This is a genomic window from Gordonia sp. C13 (assembly GCF_023218005.1).
In the GTDB taxonomy this organism is placed as follows: domain Bacteria; phylum Actinomycetota; class Actinomycetes; order Mycobacteriales; family Mycobacteriaceae; genus Gordonia; species Gordonia namibiensis.
In genome coordinates this window covers 1-18,801 of record NZ_JALPSY010000022.1, presented here as the reverse complement: position 1 = coordinate 18,801, position 18,801 = coordinate 1, and the positions used below count along the sequence as shown (strand labels likewise).

The 18,801-nt window shown below is 65.0% G+C and carries 21 protein-coding genes and 4 pseudogenes; 8 read left to right on the top strand and 17 right to left on the bottom strand.

Annotation, left to right across the window (positions count from 1 at the left end; genetic code table 11):
• The first annotated feature begins 16 nt into the window (after nt 1-16).
• A complete protein-coding gene (locus M1L58_RS16455) occupies nt 17-712 on the top strand; it encodes a hypothetical protein (RefSeq protein ID WP_248659709.1) in 696 nt (231 codons plus the stop codon).
• An 84-nt stretch (nt 713-796) separates the two neighbouring features.
• Here M1L58_RS16455 and fadD5 read toward each other — a convergent pair whose 3' ends face one another.
• From fadD5 to M1L58_RS16430, 5 genes and pseudogenes are all read right to left on the bottom strand, one after another.
• On the bottom strand, nt 797-2,404 hold the full coding sequence (gene fadD5, locus M1L58_RS16450) for a fatty-acid--CoA ligase FadD5 (RefSeq protein WP_248659708.1): 1,608 nt from the start codon (nt 2,402-2,404) through the stop codon (nt 797-799).
• A gap of 110 nt (nt 2,405-2,514) precedes the next feature.
• Nucleotides 2,515-3,654: pseudogene (locus tag M1L58_RS16445) on the bottom strand (AMP-binding protein).
• 183 nt (nt 3,655-3,837) lie between these two features.
• The gene (locus M1L58_RS16440; protein ID WP_248659707.1) at nt 3,838-5,100 is read right to left on the bottom strand and encodes an RNA polymerase sigma factor; all 1,263 of its coding nucleotides are present in this window, start codon (nt 5,098-5,100) and stop codon (nt 3,838-3,840) included.
• A 10-nt stretch (nt 5,101-5,110) separates the two neighbouring features.
• Complete coding sequence (locus M1L58_RS16435; RefSeq protein ID WP_006864848.1) at nt 5,111-5,488, bottom strand: YciI family protein; 378 nt, start codon at nt 5,486-5,488, stop codon at nt 5,111-5,113.
• A gap of 92 nt (nt 5,489-5,580) precedes the next feature.
• Nucleotides 5,581-6,087: a M15 family metallopeptidase gene (locus M1L58_RS16430; protein ID WP_248659706.1), complete on the bottom strand. Its 507-nt coding sequence runs from the start codon at nt 6,085-6,087 to the stop codon at nt 5,581-5,583.
• 86 nt (nt 6,088-6,173) lie between these two features.
• On the opposite strand from M1L58_RS16430, the gene M1L58_RS16425 reads away from it, so the two are divergent.
• On the top strand, nt 6,174-6,524 hold the full coding sequence (locus M1L58_RS16425; protein ID WP_248659705.1) for a VOC family protein: 351 nt from the start codon (nt 6,174-6,176) through the stop codon (nt 6,522-6,524).
• A gap of 13 nt (nt 6,525-6,537) precedes the next feature.
• On the opposite strand, the gene M1L58_RS16420 is transcribed toward M1L58_RS16425, so the two are convergent.
• Together M1L58_RS16420 and M1L58_RS16415 are read right to left on the bottom strand one after the other, a co-directional pair.
• On the bottom strand, nt 6,538-6,933 hold the full coding sequence (locus tag M1L58_RS16420) for a VOC family protein (RefSeq protein ID WP_248659704.1): 396 nt from the start codon (nt 6,931-6,933) through the stop codon (nt 6,538-6,540).
• Between the two features lies 1 nt (nt 6,934).
• Entirely contained in the window at nt 6,935-7,237 is a 303-nt protein-coding gene (locus tag M1L58_RS16415; RefSeq protein ID WP_248659703.1) for an ArsR/SmtB family transcription factor, read from the bottom strand.
• Between the two features lie 32 nt (nt 7,238-7,269).
• On the opposite strand from M1L58_RS16415, the pseudogene M1L58_RS16410 reads away from it, so the two are divergent.
• Nucleotides 7,270-8,007, top strand: a pseudogene (locus tag M1L58_RS16410) (LLM class flavin-dependent oxidoreductase); the annotation flags it as partial.
• Nucleotides 8,008-8,127: 120 nt separating this feature from the next.
• Nucleotides 8,128-8,910, top strand: a complete 783-nt coding sequence (locus tag M1L58_RS16405; protein WP_006864827.1) for a FadR/GntR family transcriptional regulator — start codon at nt 8,128-8,130, stop codon at nt 8,908-8,910.
• 115 nt (nt 8,911-9,025) lie between these two features.
• Here the strand turns inward: M1L58_RS16405 and M1L58_RS16400 are convergent, their stop codons facing one another.
• Complete coding sequence (locus M1L58_RS16400) at nt 9,026-10,324, bottom strand: HAD-IA family hydrolase (protein WP_248659702.1); 1,299 nt, start codon at nt 10,322-10,324, stop codon at nt 9,026-9,028.
• A 470-nt stretch (nt 10,325-10,794) separates the two neighbouring features.
• Nucleotides 10,795-12,234, bottom strand: a complete 1,440-nt coding sequence (locus M1L58_RS16395; protein ID WP_248659701.1) for a carotenoid oxygenase family protein — start codon at nt 12,232-12,234, stop codon at nt 10,795-10,797.
• A gap of 70 nt (nt 12,235-12,304) precedes the next feature.
• Between M1L58_RS16395 and M1L58_RS16390 the strand changes: the two genes are divergently transcribed.
• Nucleotides 12,305-12,871, top strand: a complete 567-nt coding sequence (locus M1L58_RS16390; RefSeq protein WP_248659700.1) for a TetR/AcrR family transcriptional regulator — start codon at nt 12,305-12,307, stop codon at nt 12,869-12,871.
• 55 nt (nt 12,872-12,926) lie between these two features.
• Here M1L58_RS16390 and M1L58_RS16385 read toward each other — a convergent pair whose 3' ends face one another.
• Entirely contained in the window at nt 12,927-13,622 is a 696-nt protein-coding gene (locus M1L58_RS16385) for an ATP-binding cassette domain-containing protein (protein WP_374112739.1), read from the bottom strand.
• Between M1L58_RS16385 and M1L58_RS16380 the strand changes: the two are divergent.
• Nucleotides 13,536-13,832: pseudogene (locus tag M1L58_RS16380) on the top strand (TetR/AcrR family transcriptional regulator); the annotation flags it as partial. The gene M1L58_RS16385 and the pseudogene M1L58_RS16380 overlap by 87 nt on opposite strands.
• A gap of 3 nt (nt 13,833-13,835) precedes the next feature.
• Here M1L58_RS16380 and M1L58_RS16375 read toward each other — a convergent pair.
• Nucleotides 13,836-14,123, bottom strand: a complete 288-nt coding sequence (locus M1L58_RS16375) for a hypothetical protein (RefSeq protein ID WP_248659699.1) — start codon at nt 14,121-14,123, stop codon at nt 13,836-13,838.
• Nucleotides 14,124-14,200: 77 nt separating this feature from the next.
• On the opposite strand from M1L58_RS16375, the gene M1L58_RS16370 reads away from it, so the two are divergent.
• Together M1L58_RS16370 and M1L58_RS16365 are read left to right on the top strand one after the other, a co-directional pair.
• A complete protein-coding gene (locus tag M1L58_RS16370; protein ID WP_248659698.1) occupies nt 14,201-14,824 on the top strand; it encodes a TetR/AcrR family transcriptional regulator in 624 nt (207 codons plus the stop codon).
• 31 nt (nt 14,825-14,855) lie between these two features.
• A complete protein-coding gene (locus M1L58_RS16365) occupies nt 14,856-15,338 on the top strand; it encodes an SRPBCC family protein (protein WP_248659697.1) in 483 nt (160 codons plus the stop codon).
• 3 nt (nt 15,339-15,341) lie between these two features.
• Here the strand turns inward: M1L58_RS16365 and M1L58_RS16360 are convergent, their stop codons facing one another.
• The 6 genes and pseudogenes from M1L58_RS16360 to M1L58_RS16340 form a co-directional block, all read right to left on the bottom strand.
• Complete coding sequence (locus M1L58_RS16360; protein ID WP_248659696.1) at nt 15,342-15,944, bottom strand: hypothetical protein; 603 nt, start codon at nt 15,942-15,944, stop codon at nt 15,342-15,344.
• A gap of 12 nt (nt 15,945-15,956) precedes the next feature.
• Nucleotides 15,957-16,454: a nuclear transport factor 2 family protein gene (locus M1L58_RS16355; RefSeq protein ID WP_248659695.1), complete on the bottom strand. Its 498-nt coding sequence runs from the start codon at nt 16,452-16,454 to the stop codon at nt 15,957-15,959.
• A 246-nt stretch (nt 16,455-16,700) separates the two neighbouring features.
• Nucleotides 16,701-17,144, bottom strand: a complete 444-nt coding sequence (locus M1L58_RS16350; RefSeq protein WP_248659694.1) for an immunity 63 family protein — start codon at nt 17,142-17,144, stop codon at nt 16,701-16,703.
• Nucleotides 17,131-17,262, bottom strand: a pseudogene (locus M1L58_RS23640) (glycohydrolase toxin TNT-related protein); the annotation flags it as partial. The pseudogene M1L58_RS23640 and the gene M1L58_RS16350, both read right to left, overlap by 14 nt.
• A 300-nt stretch (nt 17,263-17,562) precedes the next feature.
• Nucleotides 17,563-18,249, bottom strand: coding sequence for a HEAT repeat domain-containing protein (locus tag M1L58_RS16345; RefSeq protein ID WP_248659693.1), 687 nt, complete (start codon nt 18,247-18,249; stop codon nt 17,563-17,565).
• A gap of 111 nt (nt 18,250-18,360) precedes the next feature.
• Nucleotides 18,361-18,801 (bottom strand): integrase core domain-containing protein (locus tag M1L58_RS16340; RefSeq protein WP_248659692.1); only part of this gene is annotated, 441 nt, incomplete at its 5' end.

The following is an 18,801-nucleotide window of genomic DNA, read 5'->3' as shown; positions in this document are numbered from 1 at the left end:
GCTTACACTCGGCCTCATGAGTAACGAGCAGTTCTCGGGCCATTCGCCAGATCCGGTCGATCCGCCGCCCGGGTCGCACACCGCGCCGCTCCCGCCCACGTCGGCACCGGCCGGCGACATGCCGCCGGGCGCAGCCGGCTCGACACCACCGGCAGCGCCGACGACGACCGAGGCGCCGCTGAAGCCGACGGCCGCCGAACGTGCGAACGCGATCGTCAAGAAGGTCGTCATCGGCCTGATCATCGCGGCCCTCCTGGTGATCACCTACTTCATCCTGGAGGCGTTCCTACCTCGCTGGTGGGCCGGGCAGATCGGTCGCCGGGTCGACGGGTCGATGGCCAGCGGAGTCTGGACCGGTCTGGTGCTGGGTGTCGTCTGCACGTTCGTCCCGCTGTTGCTGTTCGTGTTCGCGTTCCTGAGCCGCAGCCGGATGAGAAACGTCCCTGCCATCGGCTTCGCGGTGCTCGGCGTCATCGTCGCGATCCCGAATCTGCTGACGTTGTCGGTCGTCGCGGGCGGCGGTAACGGGGCGCACGCGGGTGAACGCATCTTCGACGTCGACGCACCCGGATTCCGCGCCGCCACCTTGTGGGGCGTGATCATCGGCGTCGTCCTGGCGATCGCCGTCGGCTGGTTCATCTGGCGCTACCGCAGGCGTGGCCGGGAGCTCGCGGCGACCCGCCCGGTGAAGGACAAGAAGAAAAAGAAGTGACGGTCGGACAGATCCACCACTGAAAACGTCAACCCGCCACCTCGACGAGGTGGCGGGTTGATTCGTTCGTGCGTGCGGGAGTTCTCAGTCGGCCAGCCCGGCATCCTTGCTGCCGTAGGTCTCGCGCAGCTTCGGCTTGACGACCTTGCCGCCGGCGTTGCGCGGCAGCTCGTCGATGATGACCAGGTCCTTGGGATGCTTGAAACGGGCCAGGTTCTCGTTGAGGTGGGGTTCCAGTTCGGCCAGCGTCAGATCGGTGACACCCTCGGCGAGGACGACGACGGCGACGGGCACCTCGCCCCATTTCTCGTGGGCGCGACCGATGATGGCCGCCTCCATGATCGCCGGGTGGCTGTAGAGCACGTTCTCGACCTCGGCGCAGTAGATGTTCTCCCCGCCGGAGATGATCATGTCCTTGGCGCGGTCGACGACGAAGAGGAAACCGTCCTCATCCTCACGGACAAGGTCGCCGGAGTGGAACCACCCGCCGCGGAACGCTTCTGCGGTCGCTTCGGGCTTGTTCCAGTAACCCTTCATCAGGTTGGGTCCGCGGTAGACGATCTCCCCCACCTCGCCGGGCTTCACGTCGTTCATCAGCGGGTCGACGATGCGCGCGGTCACGGCCGGCACCACCTTGCCGATCGAACCCTTCTTACGCAGTGCGTCTTTGCCCTCGAGGATCGTCGTCACCGGGGACATCTCGGTTTGCCCGAACGCGGTCATGTTGAGCGCCTCGGGGAATGCCTCCCCCATGGCGTTGAGGACGGTATCCGACGCCGGGGCTGCACCCCAGCTGATGTTGCGCAGACGAAGCTCTCGCGGACGGGCCTTCTGGGCCGCGCACACCGCCTGCCACTGCGCGGGCACCATGAACACCGAAGTGGTGCCTTCTCTTTCGAGGGTGTCGAGCATGGCGTCGGGGTCGAAGGCGCCCAGCGGGTGGATGACGGCGCGGATGCCGCGGTAGAAGACCGGGGCGAAGGCGGCCAGGCCGGCGATGTGGAACATCGGCGGCACCACCGATGCGACGTCATCGGCGTCCGCATTGGCGGTGGTGGCCATCGTGGTCACCGCCTGGGCGTGGAAGTTCTGATGGGTCAGCATGGCGCCCTTGGGCTTTCCGGTGGTGCCCGAGGTGTACATGATCGCCGCGACGGTGTCTTCGGGGACGTCGACGGCCGGCAGGTCCGCATCACCCTGGGCGAGAAGGCCTTCGTACTCGAGGTGCTGCGGGTTCTCGCTGCCGTCGACGACGATCAGGGTGTCGATCCCGCCGGTGGACGCAGAGACGGCGTCGGCCAGGGGTGCGAGGAGTTTCTCGGTCACGATGACCTTGGCGCCGCTGTCCGAGACGAGGTAGGCGACCTCGGCGGGGCTCATGCGGATGTTCACCGGAACCGGGATCGCGCCGATCAGCGTCGCACCGAGGACGGCCTCGACGTACTCGGTGCGGTTGAGCAGCACCATCAGGATGCGATCACCGAACTGCACGCCGAGTCGGCTCAGCGCCGCGCCGAAAGCCCTCGACCGGTCGTCGAGTTGCTTCCATGTCGTGGACTTGTCCAGATAGGTGATCGCCACCTTGTCCGGCGTCATGAGCGCATGCCGGTGAACCTGGTTGTTCCAGTGATTACGGCGCGAGCGATACGGCTCGGTGGTCAGATCGGCGGTGGCTTCGTACGTTGCGGTCATTCACTGGCTCCCGTGTCGATCGTGCGATGCTCGACATTGTTGCCTGCATCACAGTTGTCTGCGTCACACCCTACGCAGACTCGACGGGTTGCTCGTGAGCTTTCGGCGGGTCAATCGGACAAACCGGCGTCCTTGCTGCCGAAGCGCTGTCGCAGCACGGGTTTCGTCACCTTGCCACCGGCGTTGCGCGGCAGCTCGTCGACGATCACGAGGTCCTTGGGGTGCTTGAACCGTGCCAGGTTCTCGTTCAGATGTGGCTCCAATTCGGCCAGGTTCAGGTCGTCGACGCCGTCGGCGAGGACGACGACGGCGACGGGCACCTCGCCCCACTTCGGGTCCGCTCGTCCGATGACCGCTGCCTCGGCAATGCTCGGGTGGCCGTAGAGGACGTTCTCGACCTCGGCGCAGGAAATGTTCTCCCCGCCGGAGATGACCATGTCCTTGGCGCGGTCGGTCCTTGGCGCGGTCGACCACGAAGAGGAACCCCTCCTCGTCCTGACGGACCAGATCGCCGGAGTGGAACCAGCCGCCGCGGAAGGCGTCGGCGGTTTCGTCGGGCTTGTTCCAGTACCCCTTCATCAGGGTCGGGCCGCGATAGACGATCTCCCCCACCTCACCGGGCTCGACGTCGTTCATGAGCGGATCGACGATCCGTGCGGTCACGGCCGGCACCACCTTGCCGATCGACCCGATCTTGCGCAGCGCGTCCCGGCCTTCGAGGATGCAGGTCACCGGTGACATCTCGGTCTGCCCGAACGACGTCATGTTGAGTACGCCGGGGAATGTCTCGTTGATGGCGTTGAGCACGGTGTCCGACGCGGGCGCCCCGCCCCAGCTGAGGTGCCGCAGTCGGAGGGCATGCCGGTCAGCGCAGTCTCGGTGACGACGACGTCCGCGCCGCTGTCGGTCATGAGGTAGGCCATCTCGCCGGGACTGTTACGGATGTTCACCGGTACTGCGATCGCGCCGATGAGGGTCGCTCCCAGGATCGCCTCGGCGTATTCGGTGCGATTCAGGAGTGCCATCATGACCCGGTCGCCGAATCCCACGCCGCGTCGGCTCAACGCTGCGGCGAACGCACGGGACCGCTCCTCGATCTGCTTCCACGTGCGGGTCTCGCCGAGGAAGGTGAGCGCGGGCTCGTCGGGGGTCATCTGCGCGTGCCGGCGGACCTGGTTGTTCCAGTGGTTGCGGCGTGAGCGGTGGGGCTCGGAGGTCAGGTCGGTGATGGCCTCGGCGATTGCGGTCATTTCGGCCTCCCAATGGCGGCGGACACCCGTTGTCCGACTTGTCGTACCGAGTCATCACCCTAGGCCGTGAACCGTGCGGAAAGCGCTGTGCAGCCGATGATTTGCTCCTATGGAAGAGTTAGCCCACTCCTATGGCACCGGGTCTCGTCCGTCGCGACCCGAACGTCGCCACCCGAATAGGGATCAGTACCCGCCACCCGCTCGGTGGTGTAGCCACTCGCGGACATGAGGGTCACGTGTCAGCGTTGCGGCACGCTCGTAGTGGTGCCGTGCGGCGGCCGTCGCGCCGTTGCGGAACAGCAGATCCGCACGAGTGGCGTGGAACGGCTGGAAGTCGTCGAGATCGTGCTCCGACTCGAGTTGGTCGAGCAAGGCCAGACCTTCGGCCGGTGACCCCGCGCGCCCCACGATCGCCGCGTGAGCCACCCGTGCACCCAGGGTCGGGGTGACGGCGACGAGCGCGGTCGACAGTGACCGGAGGGCGTCCCAGGCGACGACACCGGTGCGTGCGCGATCGGTGTGCACCGACTGCATCGCGGCCTCGAGCTGGAACCGTCCCATCGGTGCGTCGAGGGAGGCGGCACGATGCAGCATCGCCTCGCCCTCGCGGATCAGGTCTCTGTTCCACCGGTCGGTGTCCTGCTCCTCCAGAGGGACGAACGGTCCGGTACGGGCGGGCGCCCGTGACAACGAGAACGCGATGAGAGCGGCCAGGCCCCATGCCTCGGGTTCGTCGTCGAGGAGATCGGCGAGCGTCACCGCCAGATACAGCGCCTCCCCGGCCATCGAGTCGACAGCGCCGGTGCCAGAACCGTTCGTCTCGTTCCAGGCGATGGCGAAGCACCCGTAGACCGCCTCGAGTACTGCCGAGAGGCGTGCCGGCATCGCGGCGCGGTCGGGCACGACGAAGGGGATGTGGGCGTCCCGGATGCGTCGCTTCGCGCGTACGAGACGCTGTGCCATGGTCGCAGGCGCCACCGCGAACGCCGCGGCGACATCGGCTGCCTCGAACCCGAGCACCGCCTGCAACATCAGCGGTGTCCGGATGGCGGGGTCGATCGCCGGGTGCGCACAGGTGAACAGCAGCTCGAGACGCTTGTCGCCGATGGCATCGGGGTCGAGTTCGTCGAAGGGTGTCACGCTGACCTCCCCCACTGCGTCGGCCCGGTCGTCGAGTTCGGTCGACTTCCGATGTGCCGCGGACTTCCAGACGTCGCGCTGATGGTTACGGGCAACGGAGAGCAGCCACGCGGCGGGATTCTCGGGTGTGCCGTTCACCGGCCACGTGCTCAGCGCGCGTTCGAAGGCGGTCGCCAATGCGTCCTCGGCGAGTGCGAGGTCGCCGGATGCCGCGGCGAGAAATCCGACCAGCCGCGAATACGATTCGCGTGCGGCATGATCGGCGGCGGCGTGCGCCCCGCCCCGGGTCGTGGGTTCCCCGGTCATCGGTTGGGCGTCATTTGTTGGGGGTCCAGACCCCGTTCATGGTGTACGTCGCACCGGGACGGATCTCGATGACGCCCCACTCGATCGGAGGCGCCTGACGAGCCCACTCGATGGCCGTGTCCAGGTCGGCGACATCGATGATGATCGTTCCGCCGAGCTGCTCCTTCGTGTCTGCGAAGGGTCCGTCCTGAACGACGAGCTCGCCGTCGACCTTCCGGATCGTCGTGGAGGCGGTCGAGTGCCGCAGCACTTCGGCACTCACGAGGACGCCGGCATCCTGCAGCGCACGGGTGTAGGCCGAGAATGCGGCCTGACCGGCCTGGATGGCTTCGTCGCCGAGCGTCGAGGCGTCGTGCTCGGGGTAGTGCAGCAAGAGTGAGTAGTGCATGGTCGACCTCCTGATCACGAGGACCGGCCTTCGGTCCGTGTGAGGAGATGACGAGCGTGCGACCCGTCGATCGACAGCCTACGACCGATGGCTCACTTCCCGCGCCGATCCGCCCGGACTGCGGCATCCGGCCACATCGGCGGGCACGGTGTCCCCGGCGTGGTAGCCAACTCGAAATGCCACCACTCGTTGAGGAACGTCCGGCACAACCCCCACCGGTGACCGTGGCGTTCGAGCCAGGCTGCACCCTCCCACGGACCGACGTCGACCGCCTTGCCCCGAACGTGCGGCGACTCCTCGGCGGGCAGGACCCAGCGTCGGGCGGCCTCGGGACTGCCATAGGTGGCGATCGCGTTCCGCCAGAGCTGCCGTTGCTCGGCGTCGGACCGTTTCCCCGAGGTGATCCAGATCGGAATCCCCTGCGCCCGAGCCTCATTCGAGGCGAATGTGTACGACGCGGCGAGGCCGGGAACGAGGCCTTCCGTCCCGGGGGCCAGGACCGCGGGCGCTGCCGCGGCCGACCCGACGCCGACCACGGCACCCGCAACAGCGCCCGCGGCGAGTGCGGCACACGTGAGTCTGGACGCGAGATTGCTCATCGGACCAGTAAACCGCACGCGGACCTTCGAGCGGGCCATGCATCATTCTCTTCCACCGTTCGGCGCCGGTCTGCAATCGTGGAGCCATGGCCATCACGGGTGCACACGTCATCATCTACAGCAACGACGCCGACGCGGACCGGGCGTTCTTCCAGAACGTCCTCGAGTATCCGCATGTCGACGCGGGGCACGGTTGGCTGATCTTCAGGTTGCCGCCCGCCGAGCTCGCGGTGCATCCCACCGACGGCGAGACCCGCCACGAGCTGTACCTGATGGCCGACGACCTGCAGGAGACGATGGCGAAGCTGGCCGAATCCGGCGTCGAGTTCGACGAGGTCACCGATGAAGGGTGGGGCGTTCTCACCGGATTCCGGTTGCCGGGAGGCGCGTCGATCGGACTGTACGAGCCGCGTCATCCGCGCGCGACCGAACTCTGAGAGGACCCGCTCGTCAGTCTTCCTTGATCGCGGCGAGCTGGATCAGGTTTCCGCAGGTGTCGTCGAAGACCGCCACTACCGCGGTACCGATGTCGGTCGGTTCCTGAGTGAAGACGACACCGTGTTCCCGGAGGCGTCGGTACTCGGCCTCGACATCGTCGACGGTGAACTGCGCCAACGGGATTCCGTCTTCGACGAGCGCGTCCCGGTAGGGTTTCACCGCCGGATGCCCGGCCGGCTCCAGCAGGAGTTCGGCGCTGTCGGGCGCCTCCGGTGATCTGACGGTGAGCCACCAGGTGTTCTCCCCCATGGGGATGTCGTGGTGTTTGGTGAAGCCGAGTACGTCGGTGTAGAAACTCAGCGCCTTGCGCTGGTCGTCGACGAAGCTCGAGGTCAATGTGATTCGCATGTCATGCCTTTCGTGTCGGCGGCCACCGTTTGGTGATCTCTGCCAGCGGCGCCGGATCGAAGTAATGGAACTTGGCGCGCCCGCGTTTCTCGGTATGGACCAGTCCGGCGGCCTCGAGTACCCCGAGATGCTGCGAGATGGCCTGTCGGGTCAGGCTGAGGCCCCGCTTCGTGGTGAGTCGTCCGCAGATCTCGAACAGCGTCTGACCGTCGCGGTCGGCGAGTTCGTCGAGGATCGCACGCCGCGTCGGATCGTCGAGAGCATGGAACACGTCGGCCACACCTGACAATAGGCAACACGACATCGGCGAGTCGCCTGCCCGCGATGACCAGCTTCCGCATGAATCGGGACTGGTTCGGCGTCGACTCCAGTCACGCCGCGCCGCGGATGTCTGAGCTGATCCGGGTGATCCGCGCCTTCCTCACCGCCGAGAACGGTGAACCCATCACGTTCGATGGTCGCTTCTACTCGATCGATGCCGATGTACGCGCCCCGGTGTTCGGGGCACTCGACATACCCATCCTCATCGGCGCGTTCAACAAGTACATGGTGCGGACGGTCGGCCGGGACGCCGACGGCATCCTCGGCCACGGCATCTTCACCGACCGCTGGTGGTCAGAGGCGGTTGCACCCGAACTCGCCTTCGGGGCAGCGGATTCCGGACGATCGGTCGACGACATCACCCGTTGGGGATGGGTCATCACCGCCGTCGACCACGACGATCCCGAGGCCGCGATCGCCGCCGCACGCCGCCAGATCGCCTTCTACCTCACGGTCAAGACCTACGACCCGCTGGTCGAACTGCATGGCTGGCAGGACGAGGTCGCAGCCATCCGCCGGGCCTTCCGTGAGGCGCCGACGACGATCGGCGACCATGTTTCCGACGACATGCTGTGGTCGATCGCGATCTGCGGGGACACCGCGCAGGCGAGCGAGATGCTCGGCAAACGCACCGATCTTCCCGACGTCGGATTCCTGTCGTGCCCCAGCTTTCTCGTCGGGCGCAGGGCACGTGCACGATTCAACGACGCCGCGATCGGTTTTGCCGGCGACCGACTCGCCGCGATTGGGTAGACTCGACTTGTATTACTGGGTTTGACAACTGGGTGTATCAGATCGGCCAGGGGCTCAGATCCGGTTCGGCCATCGCGCTCACTTCGGGTGCGTCGGTGGTTACGCAAGAGGAAGGCGCCCATGACCAAGCCCGTCAACCTGGCTCCCATGATGGTCCCCGCGACCACGACCGGTGCGATCCGGTCCCCCAAAACCGCTGAGCTGGTGGCACGCACCCTGCGCCGGATGATCGTCGACGGTCAGCTCAAGGAGGGCGACTTTCTTCCCCACGAAGCGGATCTCATGGCGCACTTCCAGGTGAGCCGCCCGACGCTGCGTGAAGCGGTCCGTGTCCTCGAGTCCGAGCGCCTCGTCGAGGTGCGTCGCGGCTCCCGTACCGGTGCCCGGATCCGTGTCCCCGGCCCCGAGATCGTCGCGCGTCCCGCAGGTCTCCTGCTGGAGCTGTCCGGGACGACGATCGCCGAGGTGATGCGGGCCCGCGAGGTCATCGAACCCGCTGCCGCTGAAATGCTCGCCGAGACCGGCAACACCGAGGCGTTCGACGAACTCCAGTCGATCATCGACAACCAACTCAAGGACGCATACGAAGACGGCACCATGGCCCAGGCGTCGGTCTGGTTCCACCGCCGCATGATCGAGCTGTCCGGCAATTCGGCGATGGCGATGATCTCCGGCATGCTCCACGAGATCGCCGAGCGTCACATCGCCAGCACCATCCACGACGGCCCGATGCCGCGCTCGCAGTACACCAAGCTCATCCGCTCGTACCAGAAGCTCGTCGACCTCGTCCGCGCCGGCGACGGCACCGAGGCCGCCGCCCACTGGCAGCGTCACATGAAGAACTCCAACAAGGCCCTTCTCGCCGGACACGAGAACACTCGCGTCCGGGATGTCATGGACTGACCTCCGCTGGTTGAGCAGGCGACGAGCGCAGCGAGGAGCCGTGTCGAAACCACTCGCCGAGCTGACCTCGATACGGTCCTCGGGAAGTCCCTCGGACCTACTCGGCCGGCGGGGCTCAGATACCCAACTCGGCCAGGCGGATTCGTAGGTTCTCCGGATCGGTGAACTCGATCGTCGCCATGCCGAGGTCAGCTGCCGGCGGCAGGTTCTCGGCGAAGTCGTCGATGTACACGACCTCCGAGGCCTCGCAATCCAGGCGACGCAGCAACTCCCGGTAGATCAGCGGATCCGGTTTGCGCACCCCGACATCCGCGGAGTTGAGGACGAAGGCGAAGTGGTTGAGCGGCAGCGTCGTCGCCAGGTGTTCCCGGTTCTCGGCGACGTTGTTGGTCAGCACGGCGAGGGTGTAATGCTCGCTGAGTTCGGCGACGAGGTCGAGCATGGGTTGGCGGAGCGTGCGGGTGTCGGCCATCGCGGCGCCGAGGCGTCGGATCTCGATCTCGACGCCGTGCTCCGCCCGGACCCGAACGCAGACACCCTTGAGGTAGTCACGAACCGACAGTTCCCCGCGTTCCACCTTCGAGATTTCCTCGTCGCCGCGGATGTAGCGATCGAGAGCGGTCTCGGGAAGCCCGAGTTCATTGCTGTACCGGCGCAGTCCGGACAGCGGCGACTCGGTGAGGACCCCTGACCAGTCGAAGACGACGGCACGGATCGCCGCTGTCATGGTGCTGGGTGTGCTCATCCCGGATTCGACACCAGCGCAGCTTGGTCGGCCGATCCCGAGTTCGAGAACCGTGATGGTTCCGGCGGATCCGTCGACCTCGACCAGGGCGCCGTTCGGGATGCGCGACGCCGCGACCTGGGTGTCGACGACGCACGCGACGCCGAACTCACGAGCGACGACGGCGGCGTGCGACATGACGCCGCCGATGTCGGTGACGACCGCCGCGACGTGTCCGAACAGCGCGGTGTATCCGATGTCGGTGACGTGGGCGATCATGACCTCGCCCGGTTCGACGTCGTCGATGGTGTGCGGCTCCACGATTCGCGCGCGGCCGACGATCTTGCCGCCGCAGATTCCGATACCGTCGAGCTTCTCCCCCGCCTCGAGCGGCTTGAGTACCTCGGCGGCCTGCCACTTCTCGGCGAAGATGGGCGGCATGTGCAGCTGTTCGAGCTTCTCGCGCTCGGCCTTCCGGCGCGCGATGGTTTCGCGAACACCCTCGGGTGGGTCGATGAGGACGCCCAGAGTGAGGTGGAACAGCTCGTCGAGGGCATCGATGCGGCCCTGAGCGGTGAGGCGACGGCCCTGTTCACGCACCAGGCGGCGCATGATCCAGGTGAGGCGGACGCACCGGTCCCGGTTCTGTTCACGCTGCCGGAGCAGCTTGGCCGCGATCTTCTGCGGCACCGATAGTTTGCGGGGTGCGCCAGACAGGCGATTCCTCGTTTACGCGAAGCGGGTCGGACAAGCTATGACGGGCCCTACGAACTGACTAGACAGCGGCGAAACTCGCGCTTCGGGGCTTGACCCTTCGGGATTGATGTCGCGTGCGAGCTTGCTCCGGCGCAACGACATCAGCCGAGGTCGTCCGGCCCGATCGAAGTCGCACGCGAAACTTCATCTCGGGCGGCTTGGCGACCCTTCTCACCAGGCCCTTCGTGGCTCGTCGCTGACGCTCCTCGCACCTCAGGGAGCAGGAACTCCGCCGTCGCTGACGCTCCTCGCACCTCAGGGAGCAGGAACTCCGCCGTCGCTAACGCTCCTCGCACCTCAGGGAGCGGAAGGCTGACCTCGATACGTCCCTCGGCTAGCGCCTCAGGACTACTCGGCCAGCGGAAGTAACCGCGGTGGAGCCGTGTCGAAGCCAGCCGGACCGCTCAAACCGCGGCCGGCTTGTACGCCCCGTGGAACGTCATGGGTACGTGATGCCGGAGCGTCGCGATGGCAACCGGGCCGTCGCTCGGACGGTCGGCCTTCAGCACAATCAACCGGGATCGCTTGTCCGACGGGCGGTGCTCGAGGCTGAGCAACCAGCCGCGACCCTCGCCCGGATTCTCGGGGTCCTCGGCGAACAGCGGCTCACATACGGTGTTGCCCGGTGTGGTGTATCGATCCTGGGCGCCGGTCGTCGTGTCGACGGTGGTTATCGAGTCGGGGTCGCCACCACGCACCGACGCTTCGGCCAAGTACGTGTAGCGGTGCGTCGTGGTGACGAACCGCGGATCCACCTGAGGGAACTCGCATCCGAGCTCGTTCAACGGATCGCGCGTGACCGCCTGGGTGTTGCGATTGATCCGCAATCTGGTGAGTGTGCCGCCGAACGCGGGTCCGGCCTTCTCGCGGAAGTTGCAGAGGAAGTTGTTCCACTGGGTCCAGCCGCCGGTCGCGTCGTGGGCGACGATGTCGACGACGGTCTCGGGCCCGGATTCGTACGCGTTCGCGACGTGGAAGTGGAAGAGCGAATCGTATTCGATGCGTGTGGGTTTCCCGCCGTCACGCGGGACCAGCACGATGGTGGTGCCCAACTCCGGTTTGTACGACAGGGCTTCGCCGAACGGTCGCATGCCCAGCGCAACCGGGATGGGCCGGCTCACGACGAGCGGGCCGAGCACGAACACGAGATGGCGCTCGGTCAAGGCGAAGTCGTGGACGAAGCCGAGTTTCGGGATCGGCACCGTACCGACGTTGTGCAGATGTCGGGACTTGTCGAGCCGGTAGCAGCGGATCATCGGACGCGGGAAGAAGTCCAGGCCGAAGTTGAAGACGTCACCGGTACGCGGGTCGATCTTCGGATGTGCGGAGAATGCGCCGATGCGCTTCAGCGCGCCGTCGAAGGATTCGCTGCCGTGCGTCTCGAGTGTCTCGGCGTCGAGGCGGTGGGGTCGTCCGCCTTCCCAGAGCGTGTACAGCACGTCGTCGTGGACGAGAACGCTGGTGTTGGAGAGGTTCTCGGGAAACTTCAGCGCGTTGGCCAGCGGACCGCCGACGCGTTGGGTGTTGAACCCTTTCGGTGGGAGTTTCGTCTCGTTGGCGCGCTTCATGCTCCGCGTGCGGACGTACCGATTGCGGTAATGGATGCGGTCGGGCGAGATGTCGAATCGGGACACCATGCCGTCGCCGTCGAAGATATGCGTCATCGGGTGCCCACCGATCTCGAAGCGACCGGGCCCGATGCGGAACAGTGCGCCACGCAGAGAGGACGGGATCTGGCCCTCGATGTCGTCGACCTCGTAGTCGAACTCTTCGTGCTGGGAATCCCACGGGGATTCGCCGCCGGTTTCGCGCGAACTGGTCCGAGTCAGGTCTGATACAGACATGACTGAAGCGTCTCACGTGTGAGACAAATTCCGCAAGAGTGTTTCACCAGGAGTAATCTACGATGTCGGCATGACGAGCGGAGAAGACCTCACGAGCGCGGCACGGGCCGTGGCTCGTCGCGTCGGGGTCGGCGCGCTCACACTCGCCGCGGTGGCCAAGGAGGCCGGCATCAGCCGCGCCACCATCTACCGCCGGTATGCCTCACGCGACCAACTGATCTCGGCCATCGTCTCCTCCGAACTGGATGCGTTGGAACGGGTGATGTTGAGCCGCCTCAGATTTACCGACGACCCGCGGGACACGATCTACATGCTTGTCCGTGAGGTCCTCGACTACAACGCCGGCAACGAGCTGGTGCAGGCCGCACTGCGCTACGACGCGGGGTCGCTGACGCCGTGGTTGATCCGCCGCGAGGGCCATCCGACCCTGATCGACATCGTCACCGACCGCGCTCTCGCGTTCATCATCGAGTCACCGATCGCGCGGTACCTGTCCCCCAGCCCCGACGCCGCCGTCGAGTTCATGGTCAGCGCGGTGTGTGCCGAGTTGCTGTCGCCCGCCCGGTTCCTCACCCACGCCGACATCGCCAACCGCATCACCGACGCCATCTACCGGCCGCACCCCGAGACCGCCTGACCCGAGACTCTCCGGCGAGACGGCAGACGCCTTGGCAAGGCGCCTACGGGGTCGTCTACGCGCGTGCCGTCCCAAGGTAGGCCTCCTCGATTCGCTCGATGTCGGTCGACAGCACGGCGGCCGAATCCTCCAGCCCGACTTCGCCGTGGACCAGCACGACGGCCCGGTCGGCGATGTCGAGGGCGAGCCGCACGTGCTGCTCGACCAGGACGACCGCGGTGCGGTCCGCGTCGGCGACCTGGCGCAGAACCGGGAGGATCGACTCGACGACGATGGGCGCCAACCCCATGCTGAGCTCGTCGATGAGCAGCACCCTCGGGTTCTGCAGCAGCGCACGGGCGATGGCGAGCATCTGCTGTTCTCCGCCGGACAGGTCACCGGCGGACACCGTCAGGCGTTTGGTCAGTGACGGGAAGTGGCCGAGTACGGTGTCGACGGCCTCCGCACGCGCCCGTCCCCGCAGACGTGTCGCCAGGTGCAGGTTCTGGCGGGTGGTCAGACGGCGGAACAGCGCCCGGTCGTCGGGCACGAGGACAAGTCCGGCGCGGACGGCCGCGCGGGCGTCGCCCGGTTTCACCGACTGTCCGGCGACGGTGACGTCACCGCCGAGACGCGGTAGCAATCCGGCCAGGGTCGTCAGCAGGGTCGTCTTCCCGGCACCGTGCTTTCCGATCCCGACTACATGCGTGTGGTGACCGGGGAGATCGAGCGTCTGGCGACGGCGTCGGAGGGCCTTGGCGAGCGCAGTCATCTGTTCACCACGCAGGTGCGGCGCCTGTTGGAGCCCGGCCTGGAACAAGGCGATCTGCGCACTGATCATCCGGTGGAGTTCCTGGCCCAGATGGTGGCGGCGATCTACCTGTCGACGATGCGCTACTGGCGGATCGACCCCGACCTCGATATCACCGAAACCTTCGAGCGGGCAGGGAGATACGCGGCCGAGTCGATAGTGCCGCGCTGAGGGTCACTCGCCGGTCGGTCGTGGGACCGACGTTTCCCAACGAGTACGACGCTCGTCGTCGGTCTGCTCCCACCACGGAGTACCTCGCTCCCCCAACGCGACCTTCGCGGCCTGGACGCCGGCTCGCGATTCGGGGGCACCCTGTGTCCGTTTCACGTCCCGTCGCCAGGCCATGAGGATCGACTGCAGTTCGGACCGTCGCTCGTCCGGGATGAGCGGATCCGTCGCACGCCACTTGCGACCGTTGATCACCACGTAGTGGCCGTCGGGGGTGTGCTCCGGATCCGTCATAGGTCCAAGGTGCCATGAACACGAGATTCTCCGCCGCAACCATTGTTCTGCGCCATCAGCAGCTATATCCTTTAGCTATGGCTACAGCCTATAGCTCATCGCGAAAGTCCGATCGTCGGCAGACGACTATCGACGAGGCTGTCGGCCATGCTCGCGACATCATCGCCGAGCAGGGAGCGGGAGCGGTGTCCATCTCCGAGATCGCTCGGCGGATGCAGATGCGACCCCCGTCGCTCTACAAGTACTTCCCGTCGCTGAACGCCTTGTACGACATGCTGTTCGAGATGGGAAATGTCGAGCTGAGTCGGTACGTCGATGACGCACGACTCAGCCGTGAGCCCGGGTTGGATCAACTGCTCGAACAGTCACGGGCGATCATCCGCTGGTCGATGACCGAACCGGGCCTGGCGGCGCTGTTGTTCTGGCGGCCGGTTCCCGGTTTCGAGCCGAGCGAGGCGGCGTTCGCTCCGGCGCGGGCGATCGTCGACAAAGCTCGGGAGGACCTGACCACCGCGGTCGCACGCGGTGAACTGAGTCCAGCTGGCGACTCCGAGGCTGCCTTGCGCCTCCTCACATCGGTCGTCTCGGGCATCGGTTCGCAGCAGATGTCGAATGAACCGGGCGCGACCTACGAATCCGGTTCGTACACGCGGTTACTCGACGACGCCCTGCAGATGTGGGTGCGTCACTATTCGCCCTGAGCGAATCTCGGGGCACTCAGGAAGGAACATCATGCGTCAGGATCTCACCAGCGACTCGGTGTCGCGCCACATCGACGCGAGCCCCCAAGAGCTGTACGACATCGTCTCCGACGTCACGCGCACACCCGAGTTGTCCTCGGAGATAGCGGATGTGAAGTGGCTCGACGGGGCGACTGGTCCGGCCGTAGGAGCGCGATTCCGGGCCCGCAACAGCGCCGGCCGCGGACCGGACTGGTTCAACAAACCCGTCATCACGGTCGCCGATCGTGGGCGTGCGTTCGCCTTCGAACGGACGGAGTGGATCGGCGGCACTCTGCGGTGGAGTTACCGCTTCGAGCCTGACGCGACGGGCACGACCGTCACTGAATCGTACGAAGTGACCGAGCCGCTCAACGCATTCGGGTGGTTCCTGATCGGCACGCTCTACGGCCTCAAGGACCGGAAGACCGATCTGCGGCAGGGTATGACGGAAACCCTCGAACGGCTGGCGGTGATGGTCCGGCAGCCGGCGTAATGGTCAAATTCTCGTCACGGCGCAGCCGACGAAGGCCTCGACATCGTCTGGCGCATCGGTCATCGCGCTGATCTCGGCAAGCACAACGACCTGTTCGTCCGAAAACACCGGGATGGCCTTGGGAGAGGTTTCCTCGAGTGTCTCCTGCGCCCACGTGGCGAACCGCGACCAGCCAACCTTGCCGTCGGCAGCTCTGTACAAGTTCAGGATCAGCTCATCTCGTGCGGTTTCGCGTCGGAAAGCTTCTTCGACGTCGATGATGATCTCCTCGTCGATGCCGAGTCCGTCTTGCAGTTGGTCCGCGAGCGGCAGCAACTGCCGAGGTGCCATCAGGAGCCGGGACCAGCGGTCTCCGAAATGGTCCGAGAGCACGCCCCATTGTGCTGAAAGCGGCCATGGACGTCCGGGGTAGGCATCATCCAAGTACCGTGCCTCGAGCCACTTCGGCCGGTAAAAGCCGCCGATGAGCAGGCGGGCGTCATCGTTCACGACGCTGTGGGCGGTGCACGGATAGAGTTCGCCAGCCTGCAACTCCAGGCCCGAAAAGCCCCTCATGCAACCGTCGACATACGTTTCGTTGCACCTGACGAACATCGTGCCGATCACTTCCTGTTGGAGTCAGCTATCGAAGGTTCCTGCCCGCACCTCGGCGTCGTCACCGAGAGGGCGTCGCACTGACCATCGAACGGTGAGCTTGCTAGCGGACATCTTCCACTCACCTGATTCCACAACGTACTTGTCGTCGTACTCCCCTGTCATCAGGGTTTCGGTGCGGTCCAGCAGATTGACCTGACGGAACTCCAGCGTCCACCGCCCCGTCGCTGTGGTCTCGGAGGTCAGGATGAGTTCGGGATGGTGGCCGTGGTGCATGTCGAAGATGACGTACTGGCCGTCGACTTGGTGGAGCGCCACCTGCCCGAAGATCTTTGCCATGGGCTCCGCGTCGTCGAAGGTTCCGAGCGGTCCGTAGTCGATGCGTGCTCCCTCGGCAATGAAACAACCGCGGAAGCCGTTGACGTCCTTGGCATCACAAGAACGCCAGTAACGGTGCTTGAGTTGCTTGATCGCCTCGATGTGGGCGAGGTCGTCGAGGCGATGGGTGGGGTCGGAGTCCATGAGTTCACAGTAGAACTAGGAGAGGCCACATCGATGGCTTCCATGATCAACCCACGGACATGTCCGGGACGGACGGATCCGATAGGCCGGGCAGGGACGGGACTGGCTCCGTGATCTATCGATGAGCACATCAGCAATGGTCGACATCGGCCACCGCGATTCAGGAGCCCAGACCGAAGTGACCACTTGCGATTCGGTCGGATTGACTAAATGCGTCCCAAAACAAATATGCGGACTTAACCTTTGCTACTCGAATGGGTACGACTCGAGTATCCGTTGGATCTCTTCCTGAGTCCGCGTGGCCCAGTCGGAGGACAGCTCACCCATCCATCGCCGCCATAGTGGGAACCACAGTCGCCTGGTGTCGCGCATAGACTCGTAAGCCGGATTCGACAATGCAACACTGCCCGCGTGAGCGCGCACAATCTCGTCCATCACCGCGTATAGAACATCTTCAACGTTCTCCGAGACTGTTTCGGCGACAGGGTGACCCCTTTCGCGGACCTCGAATCTAAAGGTCCCACCGGGGTCAACACTCAAGAATCCGTTGGGATCATCGGCAGACTCACCTGGGAGTTCCGACTTGCGTACCTTCCGCCCACTGATGGCCTCGAAGCGTTTGACCACCTCATGCAGGCTCTCCTCGAGAACGTTCGGAGCGAACCGACGCCGGTCGTCATAATCCGCCATCGAACATCCTTTCATTGACTAGTCGCAGACAGCCCTCTCGGCGGAGGGTTTTCACCGAATCGGGGAGCGCGTATTGAATGCCGCCACCGGGCTGCCCGAACGCAGGTGCGGTAACACCCGACTTTACCTGCCTCCGCTAGGCGTAGGAGCTCCTCTGGGCGTCGGTGTTCCGGTTGGTCGGAGGACGTTGCTTCGACGCTGCTTCGAGGGTCACGTGGAAATGCGGGAGCTCGGTGCAATCGATGACTGCCGGATCTGAAGGTCTCTTCTTCTTGTCCATACCGTTAACCCTTCGGTGTCACCACAGTCAGGATGTGTTGTCCAGGAGCCGTTCGCGAACCAACACGTGAGCGTTGCCTTGAAAGACGGTGACCTAATCCCGCGACGGACCGCTTTCAGACGGAGCGGGGCGCGACCTTCACGTCGTACGACGGGTCAAGTGGCCGAGAGCCTGTGTGCGTACCCACTCATTATCGTCGCGCGTTAGTTCGCGAAGCAGTTCGACACTCAGCTTCGGATTGCGCGCGATAGCAGCGCGGATTCGCGGGTTCGCATCGGAGACCAGGAGCCGCGCAATGGAGTCGTTCTTGCCCGCAGCGCGTCGCATCGCTACCCAGAACCTGACGTCAGGGTCATCATCGTCAGCAAGGGCACAGAGAACCTCATCCGGTGAAGTCTTGTTTTGGGCTACAAGCGCCCGAAACTCGGGGTGGGCTGCGATGACCTCTAACCAGACTTCTGTCGGCGCTTCATCGTGAATAGCCCGATCGTGGTCGTCCGGGTCTTCGCTGTCCCATAGTGCAAGGTATTCGGCAACGGACTCGATCAATTCAAATCCTTCCATGGTATGAGCTTGCCCACCGGTCCCTTTCATCTGCGTCGACGATCCAGCGCACTCCGCGACCATCCTCTTCGAAAACCTCCTACACAACTCTTCCGTGGCCCGCTGTGTCACGTGACCACCAGAGCCCATCCGTCTTACTCTGATCGTAAGAATGCCCACCCAATTTCTTAGTCTTGGCTGCCCCTCTTTGGTGATCTCCCAGAGCTTTTGCTCCGGCGTCGATTGCTCGGAACCATGGCGGAGGATGTCGATCCTGGTCATACGGTCAACTCCGCGTGTGTTCGGCCGCGGATGTAGTGATTGCGCTGGCCCATCGTTAAATCCGTGCGGGGTTGCACGACCTGAATCGCCCCGGGTTTGCTGGAGGCTCGGTTAGTTGGCTCCAGCGTTTGCGGGGACCGGGTTCTCACGGTAGCTGGTGACGGTGTGGGTCGACCAGTAGGCGCTCTCGTACTCGACCGGCGGGACGTGTCCGATCTCGCCGTGCAGGCGGCGGTGATTGAACCAATCGACGTACTCAGCGACGGCGATCTCGACCTCGCCCACACCTGCCCAGCCGCCTCGCGGGCGCATCACCGGGTTACGGATGCATTCGGCTTTGAACAACGAGTTGAACGCCTCAGCCATCGCATTGTCGTATGAATCCCCTTTGGAGCCAACCGAAGTCACCGCTTCGGCCTCGGCCAATCGTTCGGTGTAGCGGATGGCTCGATACTGCACTCCGCGGTCGGAGTGGTGGATCAGCCCGGCCACGTCCTGGCCGGCACGCGAACGCGCCCACAATCCCATGTTCAGGGCATCAAGGGCGAGGCT

What these genes read in the sequence shown, in the direction of transcription:
- M1L58_RS16420 (WP_248659704.1), bottom strand. Translation starts at nt 6,933, where the DNA reads ATGCGAATCACATTGACCTCGAGCTTCGTCGACGACCAGCGCAAGGCG.
- M1L58_RS16350 (WP_248659694.1), bottom strand. Translation starts at nt 17,144, where the DNA reads ATGGCGGATTATGACGACCGGCGTCGGTTCGCTCCGAACGTTCTCGAG.
- fadD5 (WP_248659708.1), bottom strand. Translation starts at nt 2,404, where the DNA reads ATGACCGCAACGTACGAAGCCACCGCCGATCTGACCACCGAGCCGTAT.
- M1L58_RS16375 (WP_248659699.1), bottom strand. Translation starts at nt 14,123, where the DNA reads ATGACGGATCCGGAGCACACCCCCGACGGCCACTACGTGGTGATCAAC.
- M1L58_RS16425 (WP_248659705.1), top strand. Translation starts at nt 6,174, where the DNA reads ATGGCCATCACGGGTGCACACGTCATCATCTACAGCAACGACGCCGAC.
- M1L58_RS16405 (WP_006864827.1), top strand. Translation starts at nt 8,128, where the DNA reads ATGACCAAGCCCGTCAACCTGGCTCCCATGATGGTCCCCGCGACCACG.
- M1L58_RS16455 (WP_248659709.1), top strand. Translation starts at nt 17, where the DNA reads ATGAGTAACGAGCAGTTCTCGGGCCATTCGCCAGATCCGGTCGATCCG.
- M1L58_RS16395 (WP_248659701.1), bottom strand. Translation starts at nt 12,234, where the DNA reads ATGTCTGTATCAGACCTGACTCGGACCAGTTCGCGCGAAACCGGCGGC.
- M1L58_RS16440 (WP_248659707.1), bottom strand. Translation starts at nt 5,100, where the DNA reads ATGACCGGGGAACCCACGACCCGGGGCGGGGCGCACGCCGCCGCCGAT.
- M1L58_RS16435 (WP_006864848.1), bottom strand. Translation starts at nt 5,488, where the DNA reads ATGCACTACTCACTCTTGCTGCACTACCCCGAGCACGACGCCTCGACG.
- M1L58_RS16415 (WP_248659703.1), bottom strand. Translation starts at nt 7,237, where the DNA reads ATGTCGTGTTGCCTATTGTCAGGTGTGGCCGACGTGTTCCATGCTCTC.
- M1L58_RS16370 (WP_248659698.1), top strand. Translation starts at nt 14,201, where the DNA reads ATGGCTACAGCCTATAGCTCATCGCGAAAGTCCGATCGTCGGCAGACG.
- M1L58_RS16385 (WP_374112739.1), bottom strand. Translation starts at nt 13,622, where the DNA reads ATGACTGCGCTCGCCAAGGCCCTCCGACGCCGTCGCCAGACGCTCGAT.
- M1L58_RS16355 (WP_248659695.1), bottom strand. Translation starts at nt 16,454, where the DNA reads ATGGACTCCGACCCCACCCATCGCCTCGACGACCTCGCCCACATCGAG.
- M1L58_RS16345 (WP_248659693.1), bottom strand. Translation starts at nt 18,249, where the DNA reads ATGACCAGGATCGACATCCTCCGCCATGGTTCCGAGCAATCGACGCCG.
- M1L58_RS16390 (WP_248659700.1), top strand. Translation starts at nt 12,305, where the DNA reads ATGACGAGCGGAGAAGACCTCACGAGCGCGGCACGGGCCGTGGCTCGT.
- M1L58_RS16365 (WP_248659697.1), top strand. Translation starts at nt 14,856, where the DNA reads ATGCGTCAGGATCTCACCAGCGACTCGGTGTCGCGCCACATCGACGCG.
- M1L58_RS16430 (WP_248659706.1), bottom strand. Translation starts at nt 6,087, where the DNA reads ATGAGCAATCTCGCGTCCAGACTCACGTGTGCCGCACTCGCCGCGGGC.